Annotated in this window: 9 protein-coding genes; all 9 read left to right on the plus strand. The window is 64.8% G+C overall.

From position 1 onward, the window contains the following. The first annotated feature begins 3 nt into the window (after positions 1-3). Positions 4-960 carry a MerR family transcriptional regulator gene (locus DBO86_RS18395; protein ID WP_108234466.1) on the plus strand — a complete coding sequence of 319 codons (957 nt, stop codon included), beginning with the start codon at positions 4-6 and terminating at the stop codon, positions 958-960. Next, entirely contained in the window at positions 948-2384 is a 1437-nt protein-coding gene (gene phrB, locus DBO86_RS18400; protein ID WP_108234467.1) for a deoxyribodipyrimidine photo-lyase, read from the plus strand. Before DBO86_RS18395 ends, phrB begins: the two co-directional genes overlap by 13 nt. Continuing rightward, the gene (locus DBO86_RS18405) at positions 2381-2803 is read left to right on the plus strand and encodes a nuclear transport factor 2 family protein (RefSeq protein ID WP_108234468.1); all 423 of its coding nucleotides are present in this window, start codon (positions 2381-2383) and stop codon (positions 2801-2803) included. Before phrB ends, DBO86_RS18405 begins: the two co-directional genes overlap by 4 nt. After that, complete coding sequence (locus DBO86_RS18410; RefSeq protein ID WP_108234469.1) at positions 2800-3555, plus strand: SDR family NAD(P)-dependent oxidoreductase; 756 nt, start codon at positions 2800-2802, stop codon at positions 3553-3555. Before DBO86_RS18405 ends, DBO86_RS18410 begins: the two co-directional genes overlap by 4 nt. After that, the gene (locus DBO86_RS18415; protein WP_108234470.1) at positions 3552-4799 is read left to right on the plus strand and encodes an NAD(P)/FAD-dependent oxidoreductase; all 1248 of its coding nucleotides are present in this window, start codon (positions 3552-3554) and stop codon (positions 4797-4799) included. Before DBO86_RS18410 ends, DBO86_RS18415 begins: the two co-directional genes overlap by 4 nt. After that, positions 4799-5599, plus strand: coding sequence for a DUF1365 domain-containing protein (locus DBO86_RS18420; RefSeq protein WP_108234471.1), 801 nt, complete (start codon positions 4799-4801; stop codon positions 5597-5599). The genes DBO86_RS18415 and DBO86_RS18420 overlap by 1 nt, the downstream gene beginning before the upstream one ends. Next, positions 5586-6860: an SAM-dependent methyltransferase gene (locus tag DBO86_RS18425; protein ID WP_074861225.1), complete on the plus strand. Its 1275-nt coding sequence runs from the start codon at positions 5586-5588 to the stop codon at positions 6858-6860. The genes DBO86_RS18420 and DBO86_RS18425 overlap by 14 nt, the downstream gene beginning before the upstream one ends. Then, positions 6853-7380 (plus strand): DUF2878 domain-containing protein, encoded by a 528-nt coding sequence (locus tag DBO86_RS18430; protein ID WP_108234472.1) that lies wholly within the window; start codon positions 6853-6855, stop codon positions 7378-7380. The genes DBO86_RS18425 and DBO86_RS18430 overlap by 8 nt, the downstream gene beginning before the upstream one ends. A gap of 277 nt (positions 7381-7657) precedes the next feature. Next, entirely contained in the window at positions 7658-7969 is a 312-nt protein-coding gene (locus DBO86_RS18435) for a YkgJ family cysteine cluster protein (protein WP_003459516.1), read from the plus strand. Positions 7970-8288 lie beyond the last annotated feature (319 nt).

Genomic DNA, 8288 nt, shown 5'->3' on the forward strand with positions numbered 1-8288 from the left:
GCCATGACCAGCGAAACCATCGCCGACGAAGAAACCGGCCACGACTATCGCCAGGCGCTCGACGAGGGCTACCTGCCGATCCGCGAGATCGCACGCAGCACCGGCATCAACGCCGTGACCCTGCGCGCCTGGGAACGCCGCTACGGCCTGATCGTTCCCTACCGCACACCCAAGGGACACCGTCTCTATTCACCGGCCAATCTCGCACGCATCAACGCCATTCTCGCCTGGCTGGCGCGCGGCGTTGCCGTCGGCCAGGTCAAGGCGCTGCTCGACCACGAGCAGGTGCCGCAAGCAACCCACAGCGACAACTGGTCACGTCAGCGCAACGAGCTGCTCGGCTGCATCGTTCAGTTCAACGAGCGACGCCTGGATGATCGCTTCAACTCGGCACTGGCGCTCTACCCGGCCAGCACCCTGGTGGAACAACTGCTGTGGCCGCTGCTCGGTGAACTGCGCCAGCGCTGGCAGGGCCAGTTCGGCGCACGTGCCGAGCAGGTGTTCTTCCTCTCCTGGCTGCGCAGCAAGCTGGCCACCCGTACCTATCACTGCAATCGCCAGGTCGGCGGCGCGCCACTGCTGCTGATCAACCTCGGTGAAGCGCCAATGGAGCCGGGCCTGTGGCTGTGCGCCTGGCTGGCCAGCGCCAGCGATTGTCCGGTGGAGGTCTTCGATTGGCCGCTGCCGCCCAATGAACTGCTGACGGCGCTGGAGCACATCGCCCCGCGCGCCGTGCTGTTGTATGCCGAAGAAGCGCTGGATGGCGCCCTGGTACGCCGCCAGTTACCCCGTCTGGCCGAACAATGCCGGGTGCCGCTGCTGCTCGCCGGCCCCGCCGCTCACATTCACCGCGACTCGCTGACCAGCCTGGAGTCGGCCAGCGACCCGCTCGCCGCGCACGCCTGGCTGTTGCAACAGGGCTTGCTCGGCACCCAAGAGGTAACCCCATGCAGCAACTGATGTGGTTTCGCAGCGACCTGCGCACCCAGGACAACACCGCCCTGAGCCGCGCCATGAGCAGCGGCGCGACCATCGCCCTGTATCTGGTCACGCCCGGCCAGTGGCAGCGCCATGACGACGCCGCGAGCAAGGTGGACTTCTGGCTGCGCAACCTGGCGGAGCTGAGCAAGGCCCTGGCGGCGCTCAATGTGCCGCTGCTGGTACGCCACTGCCACGACTGGAGCGAGGCGCCGCTGCAGGTCGCCGAGGTGTGTCATGAACACGACATCAGTGCCGTGCACGTCAACGATGAGTACGGCGTCAACGAAAGCCTGCGCGATCAGCAGGTCTGCGCTTACCTCGGCCAGCAGGCCATCGCCTGGCACAGCCATCTCGATCAGCTGTTGTTCAAACCTGGCAGCGTACTGACCCGCTCCGGCGGCTACTTCCAGGTCTACAGCCAGTTCCGCAAGGTGTGCTACGAGCGCCTGCACACGGCCCTGCCGGCATTGATCGCCCCACCGAAGGCGCAAACGCCGCTGGCCATCGGCAGTGAGGCGGTACCCGAGACCGTAGAGGGTTTCGCCACACCCAGCGCCAACCTGCGCCTGCTCTGGCCCGCCGGAGAGGAGGCGGCCCTGCAGCGCCTGCAGCGCTTTAGCGAGGAGCAGGTCAGCTACTACAAGGACGAACGCGACTTCCCCGCCAAGCCTGGCACCAGCCAGTTGTCAGCCTACCTGGCCGCCGGCGTCGTATCGCCGCGCCAATGCCTGCATGCCGCGCTCGCGGCCAATCAGGGCGAGTTCGACAGTGGCAACCCAGGCGTCGTCACCTGGATCAACGAGCTGCTCTGGCGTGAGTTCTACAAGCACACACTGGTCGGCTACCCACGGGTATCGCGCCACCGTGCCTTCCGCCTGGAAACCGAGGCGGTGCCATGGCGCCACGCCCCCGAAGACCTGGCCGCCTGGCAAGAGGGCCGCACGGGCCTGCCAATCATCGATGCGGCCATGCGCCAACTGCTGGAAACCGGCTGGATGCACAACCGCCTGCGCATGATCGTCGCCATGTTCCTGACCAAGAACCTGCTGATCGACTGGCGCGAGGGCGAGCGCTTCTTCATGCGTCACCTGATCGATGGCGACCTGGCGGCGAACAACGGCGGCTGGCAGTGGAGCGCCTCCACCGGCACCGATGCAGCGCCGTACTTCCGTATTTTCAACCCAATCAGCCAGTCGCAGAAGTTCGATCCCGAAGGCCAGTTCATTCGCCAGTGGGTGCCAGAGCTGGCCGGGCTGAACAAGCGCGACATTCATGACCCATCCGCACTGGGCGGCTTGTTCGCGCCCGCCGGTTATCCACGCCCGATCGTCGATCTGTCGCGCTCGCGCGAACGCGCGCTAGCGGCGTTCAAGAACCTGTCTGCGCGGGAGGTTCCGGCATGAGTGCATTTCTTCACGATTTCGCCGAGCGCTTCGCCGCGCTGAACAAGGACAACCTCGATCTGCTCGGCGAGCTGTACAGCGATGACGTGCTGTTTCGTGACCCGCTGCATGAGGTGCACGGCCTGACGGCGGTACGCCGCTATTTCGCCGAGCTGTACGCCAATGTGGAAGCGCTGCATTTCGAATTTCACGGCTTCGATCAGGTCGCCGAAGGCGAAGGCTACCTGCGCTGGACCATGCGCTATCGCCATCCGCGCCTGCGCGGCGGCGCCGAGATCGCCGTCGAAGGCTGCTCGCACCTGCTCTGGCGCAAGCGCGTCTATCAACACCGTGATTATTTCGATGCCGGCGCACTGCTCTACGAACACCTGCCGCTGCTCGGTAGCGTGATCGCCTGGCTGAAACGGAGGCTGGCATGAAACGTATCTGGCTCACTGGCGCCAGCAGCGGCATCGGCGCCGCACTGGCCGAAGAATTGCTCAAGGCCGGCCATCAGCTGGCGCTGAGCGCGCGTAGCAGTGGCCCACTGCAGGACTTCGCTGCTCACTATGGCGATCAGGTTCTGGTCGCCCCAGGTGATCTGACCGACGCCGAGCAGGTACGCGCGATTGGCGAGCGCATCGCTCAAGAGTGGGGCGCGCTGGATTGCGTGATCCTCAACGCCGGCACCTGCGAATACGTCGACGTGCGCCAGTTCGAGGCGGCGATGATCGAACGCGTGGTCAGCGCCAACCTGTTTTCCGCCAGCTACTGCATCGAAGCAGCCCTGCCCCTGCTGCGCCAGGGCGAGCGCCCACACCTGGTCGGCGTTGGCAGCTCGGTGACCTTCATGCCGCTGCCGCGTGCCGAGGCCTACGGCGCCTCCAAGGCCGCCATGCGCTACCTGATGCAGACACTACGCATCGACCTGGCCAGCGAGGGCATCGACGTCACCCTGGTCAGCCCAGGCTTCGTCGACACCCCGCTGACGCAGAAGAACGACTTCCCCATGCCCATGTGCTGGCCGGTCGAACGCGCCGCCCGGCACATCGCCGAGCGCCTGGACAAACGCCCGCATGAAATCGCCTTCCCCACTCCCTTCATTGCCATACTGAAACTGCTCGGCAGCCTGCCCAGCAGCCTGCAACTGGCCATAGGTCGCCGCTTGGCGCGCAACGAGGACAACGCATGAGAATCGCCATCGTCGGCAGCGGCATCGCCGGCCTGACCTGTGCCTACCTGCTCAACCGCCAGCACGACATTCAGGTGTTCGAGGCCAGCGACTGGGTCGGCGGCCACACCCACACCGTCGACGTGCAGGTGGAGGGGCGCAGCTACGCCATCGATACTGGCTTCATCGTCTTCAACGACTGGACTTACCCGAATTTCATCCGCCTGCTGGGGCAGGTCGGCGTTGGCTTCAAGCCCACCGAAATGAGCTTCTCGGTGAGCGACCCGGCCACCGGCGTGGAGTACAACGGCCACGACCTCAACACCCTGTTCGCCCAGCGCAGCAACCTGCTGTCGCCAGCGTTCTGGGGCATGCTGCGCGACATCCTGCGTTTCAATCGCCAGTCGCTGGACGACCTGGCCAACAACCGCATCAGCGCCGACACCACGCTCGGCCAGTACCTCGACAGCAACGGCTATGGCCGCCGCTTCATCGAGCATTACATCGTGCCGATGGGCTCGGCCATCTGGTCGATGTCGCTGGCCGACATGCTTGGTTTCCCGCTGCAGTTCTTCGTGCGCTTCTGCAAGAACCACGGCCTGCTCTCGGTCAGCGACCGGCCGACCTGGCAGGTGATCGAAGGCGGCTCGCGCAGCTACGTGGCGCCGCTGACCGCCAGCTTCGCCGAGCGCATTCGCCTCAACTGCCCGGTCAGCCGCGTCGTCCGTGATCAGGATGGCGTCACCCTGCACAGCGCGGCCGGCAGCGAGCGCTTCGACAAGGTGATCTTCGCCTGCCATAGCGACCAGGCCCTGGCCCTGCTCGAGCAGCCCGGCGAGCAGGAGCGGGACATTCTTGGCGCCCTGCCCTACGCCAACAACGATGTGGTGCTGCATACCGATACGCGCCTGCTGCCCAAGCGCAAGCTGGCCTGGGCCAGTTGGAACTATCGTTTGGGCGGGCCGCGTGAACAGATGGCTGCCGTGACCTATGACATGAACATCCTGCAGGGCATCGACAGCGATACCACCTTCTGCGTCAGCCTCAACCAGACCGCCGCCATCGACCCGAGCAAGATCCTCGCACGCTTCCAGTACGCCCACCCGCAGTACAGCCTGGCCGGCACGGCGGCGCAAGCGCGCTGGGAAGAGCTGCTCGGCGCGCAGCACACCTACTATTGCGGCGCCTACTGGGCCAACGGTTTTCATGAAGATGGCGTGGTCAGCGCACTGCGCGTAGCGCGTGCCTTCGGAGAGACGCTCTGATGCACAGCGCCCTGTACAGCGGCTGGGTGCAGCATCGCCGCTTCGCCCCGCGCGCCCATGCCTTTCGCTATCGCATGGGTCTGCTGTACCTCGACCTGAGTGAGCAGGCGCAGCTGTTCGCCCTGTCAAAGCTGGCCGGTTCCGGCCGCTGGGCGCCATTCGCCTTTCGCGAGAGCGACTACCTGCCCGAGTCCACCCGCCAGGGCGTGCCCCTGCATGAGGCGGTGCGCGATCGCGTGGAGCAGGCACTGGGCACACGCCCGCAAGGTCGCATCTGCGTGCTGACGCAGCCGCGCAGCTGGGGCCTGGCGTTCAATCCAGTGAGCATCTTTTACTGCCATGACGCCGACCAGCGACTGATGGCGATTCTCTGTGAAGTCAGCAATACGCCGTGGCGTGAGCGTTATCACTACGTGCTGCCGGCAGAGGGTGAAGGCCGCCATCAAGTCAGCGTGGACAAGGCCTTTCACGTCTCGCCTTTCCTGCCGCGCGAGCTGCAATACCGCATGAGTTTCAGCGCCGTCGGCGAACGCCTTGGCGTGCACATGGCCGACTGGCAAGCCGATACCAAGATGTTCGATGCCAGCCTCAGCCTGCACCGCGAAGCTCTCGACCGCGCCAGCCTGCACCGCTATCTGCTGAGTTTCCCCTGGATGACCGGCAAAACCCTGGCCGCCATCTACTGGCAGGCGATGCGCCTGCTGTTCAAGCGCATCCCGATTTTCGACCACAAGCCCGCGGAAGGCAGCTTCCGTGTAGCCCGCCCGCAAGCGAAGGACATGCCCCATGAAGAGCTCTAGCCTGACCGCAACAAGAAGCCTGGTACGCAGTGGCAACGGCATTGGCGCCGGTCTGTTGCGGCGCGCCGTGATGCGCCAGCTGCAGAACCTGCACCACGGTCTGCTGGTAATTCATGAGGCGGGTGACAGCCTGCACTTCGGTAACCCCCAGGCTCATCTGCGCGCCGAAATCACCGTGCATGACCCTGCGGTCTGGGGTCTGGTGGCGGGCAATGGCTCGATCGGCTCGGGCGAAGCCTACATACATGGCTACTGGAGCACGCCGGACCTGACGGCGGTGATCCGCATTTTCGTCGCCAACCTCGACGTGCTGGACGCCATGGAGGGTGGCCTGGCGCGCCTCGGCCGGCCGCTTATCCAGGGCCTGCACTGGCTCAATCGCAACACCCGCAAGGGCTCGCGCCGCAATATCGCCGCACACTACGACCTGGGCAATGACCTGTTCGAACAATTCCTCGACCCGACCATGATGTATTCGGCAGCCATGTTCGCGAACGAGGACGACAGCCTGGAGCAGGCGCAGCTCAACAAGCTCGAACGCATCTGCCAGAAACTTGCACTGCAGCCTACGGACCACTTGCTGGAGATCGGTACCGGCTGGGGCAGCATGGCCATCTATGCCGCTACTCATTACGGCTGCCGGGTGACCACCACCACCTTGTCGCGCGAGCAGCACGCCCATACCGAGCGACGCATTCGCGAGCTGGGCCTGGAGGATCGCGTCACCCTGCTGCTGGAGGACTACCGCGACCTCGATGGCCAGTACGACAAGCTGGTCTCCATCGAGATGATCGAAGCCGTCGGCCATCGCTTCCTGCCCACCTACTTCGAGCAGTGCGCGCGCCTGCTCAAGCCCGACGGGCTGATGCTGCTACAGGCCATCACCATCCGTGATCAACGCTACGAGCAGGCCTGCAAGTCGGTGGACTTCATCCAGCGCTACATCTTCCCCGGCGGCGCCCTGCCCTCGGTGCAGAAGATGCTCGACGTGGTCACCCGGCATACCGACTTCAACCTGCATCACATGGAAGATTTCGGCCTGCACTACGCGCGTACCCTGCGTCTGTGGCACGACAACCTGCGTCACGCGCGGCAGCGCCTGGAGCAGTTGGGCTACGACGATTACTTCTATCGCCTGTGGGAGTTCTACCTCTGCTATTGCGAAGGCGGCTTCCTCGAACGCACCATTGGCACCGCGCAACTGCTGCTGGCCAAACCGGCCGCTCGCCCTGCGCCTCTGTTAGGAAACTTCGATGCCTAAGCTGATCGCCAATGCCCTCCTGTTCCAGCTCGGCTGGCTGGTCTGCGTCTTTGCTGGCGACAGCTCCTGGCTGCTGGTGGTGGCAGTGATCATTGGCGTGCACCTGCTGTGGGTCAGCAGTTGGGCGGCCGAAGGCAAGCTGCTGCTCAGCGTGTTTCTCGCCGGCAGTGCGCTGGACAGTTTTCTGCTCAACCTCGGCGTATTCGATTTCGGCGAGGAGCGCCAGCTGATCCCCCTGTGGCTGGCCCTGCTCTGGCTGCTACTGGCCAGCACGCTCAATCACTGTCTGGCCTGGACTGCCCAGCCCTGGTGGCGAGCCAGCCTGCTCGGCGCGGTTGCCGCACCGCTGTCCTACTACGGCGGCGCCAAGATCGCCGGCGTCACCCTGCCACTGGGTACCTGGCCAACCCTGGCCATTCTGGCGCTGGTCTGGGCCATGGTGATGCCGGTGCTGCACGGCTTCGCCAAACTCTATCGTGCGCAATACGAGCAGAGCCTGCGCAGCCGCCGCTCGGCCTAGCCGATAGCCTCCGTAGGAGCGGCGCCTCGCCGCAAACCACTTCGGCTCGGGTTCGAAAAGCTTCGCCCCGGGGCGGGGCTCCTACGAAAAGCACAAATGCCCGCATGTGTAGGAGCGGCGCCCCGCCGCGAACCAGGCGGCGCGGCCCCAAAACGCTTCGCCCCGAGGCGGGGCTCCTACGAAAAGCGGCTTGCGGCCTGCTGAACTGACGGCACTGTCCGCTGCACCCTGTCAGCCCAAGCCCGCGTATCCACTGCATGGCGTACACTGCCGCGCCATGAGCCAGACCATCCCCCATACCCAACTGCCAACCGAACCCGAGATCAGTTGCAGCACTTGCGCGGCTTGCTGCTGCCAGCTGGAAGTGATGCTGTTCGGCGATAACGACGTGCCGCAGCATTTGATCGATACCGACCAGTGGGGCAGCGAAGTGATGCGTCGCCTGGACGACAACTGGTGCGCAGCGCTGGACCGCAACAGCATGCGCTGCACCATCTACGAGGTGCGCCCACTGATCTGCCGGGAGTTCGAGCTGGGTGCGGCCGAATGCCTGGAAGAGCGCCGGGGCATCGCTCAGGCCTATCGCTAGCGGAGCGCACCGCGCACAGGCCAGAGGCACAATGAAAAAGACCGGGGCTTGCCTAATGCCAGTCAGTTAAGCGCTACAGCTTGACCTTCTGCGCGCTGAATCGGGTAGGAGGCGGGGTCACCCCCGCCGTCCTCCCACACCACCGTACGTACGGTTCCGTATACGGCGGTTCCTGCCTACTGACAAACAGCATCAGCGAGCTTGGTTCCGTTGATGTGTCGCCTGCGGTAGCTAAGCGCCCAGACCGGCCCTCGGAGTTTCCGACTCCTACCTCCTGATGGTCTCGACCACCGCTGTTCACGGCGTTTCTGCTTTACGC

This window comes from Ectopseudomonas oleovorans (genome assembly GCF_003052605.1).
Taxonomy (GTDB): domain Bacteria; phylum Pseudomonadota; class Gammaproteobacteria; order Pseudomonadales; family Pseudomonadaceae; genus Aquipseudomonas; species Aquipseudomonas oleovorans_A.

What these genes read in the sequence shown, in the direction of transcription:
- DBO86_RS18415 (WP_108234470.1), top strand. Translation starts at nt 3,552, where the DNA reads ATGAGAATCGCCATCGTCGGCAGCGGCATCGCCGGCCTGACCTGTGCC.
- DBO86_RS18425 (WP_074861225.1), top strand. Translation starts at nt 5,586, where the DNA reads ATGAAGAGCTCTAGCCTGACCGCAACAAGAAGCCTGGTACGCAGTGGC.
- DBO86_RS18420 (WP_108234471.1), top strand. Translation starts at nt 4,799, where the DNA reads ATGCACAGCGCCCTGTACAGCGGCTGGGTGCAGCATCGCCGCTTCGCC.
- DBO86_RS18430 (WP_108234472.1), top strand. Translation starts at nt 6,853, where the DNA reads ATGCCTAAGCTGATCGCCAATGCCCTCCTGTTCCAGCTCGGCTGGCTG.
- DBO86_RS18395 (WP_108234466.1), top strand. Translation starts at nt 4, where the DNA reads ATGACCAGCGAAACCATCGCCGACGAAGAAACCGGCCACGACTATCGC.
- DBO86_RS18410 (WP_108234469.1), top strand. Translation starts at nt 2,800, where the DNA reads ATGAAACGTATCTGGCTCACTGGCGCCAGCAGCGGCATCGGCGCCGCA.
- DBO86_RS18435 (WP_003459516.1), top strand. Translation starts at nt 7,658, where the DNA reads ATGAGCCAGACCATCCCCCATACCCAACTGCCAACCGAACCCGAGATC.
- phrB (WP_108234467.1), top strand. Translation starts at nt 948, where the DNA reads ATGCAGCAACTGATGTGGTTTCGCAGCGACCTGCGCACCCAGGACAAC.
- DBO86_RS18405 (WP_108234468.1), top strand. Translation starts at nt 2,381, where the DNA reads ATGAGTGCATTTCTTCACGATTTCGCCGAGCGCTTCGCCGCGCTGAAC.